The organism is Xenorhabdus littoralis, assembly GCF_033949345.1.
GTDB lineage: Bacteria > Pseudomonadota > Gammaproteobacteria > Enterobacterales > Enterobacteriaceae > Xenorhabdus > Xenorhabdus littoralis.
Genome location: NZ_VCDP01000283.1, coordinates 1 through 285, shown reverse-complemented (window position 1 = coordinate 285; position 285 = coordinate 1). Strand labels below are relative to the sequence as shown.

Sequence of the window (285 nt, the reverse complement as noted above, 5' to 3'; positions counted from 1 at the left end):
CGAAAGTATAAAAGTATTAGCTAGGTCGTCGGAAGCCCTTAGAGAAGATGTTAGACGCCTTAAAAACGAATCAGGTGTAATTACACGTGAAAAAGATGGGCTGTATAGAGAGAAATGTATTTTAGAGGGGCAAATAACAGAATTGAAAAGAGAGAATCGAGGATTGAAGGAAGAGAATGATTTCTTTAAGAAAACGTTGGAACGAGTGAAAGAGTTGTATAAAGAAAAGCTTCCTGAATTGGCTGGGGTGATTGGTTACGTTAAGGGGAGTATATTGGACAGGAT

The 285-nt window shown here is 38.2% G+C and carries 1 protein-coding gene; it reads left to right on the top strand.

Features of this window, described 5'->3' with window-relative positions:
* A partial coding sequence (locus FE394_RS19630; RefSeq protein WP_319927982.1) for a hypothetical protein occupies window positions 1-285 on the top strand: 285 nt, incomplete at both ends.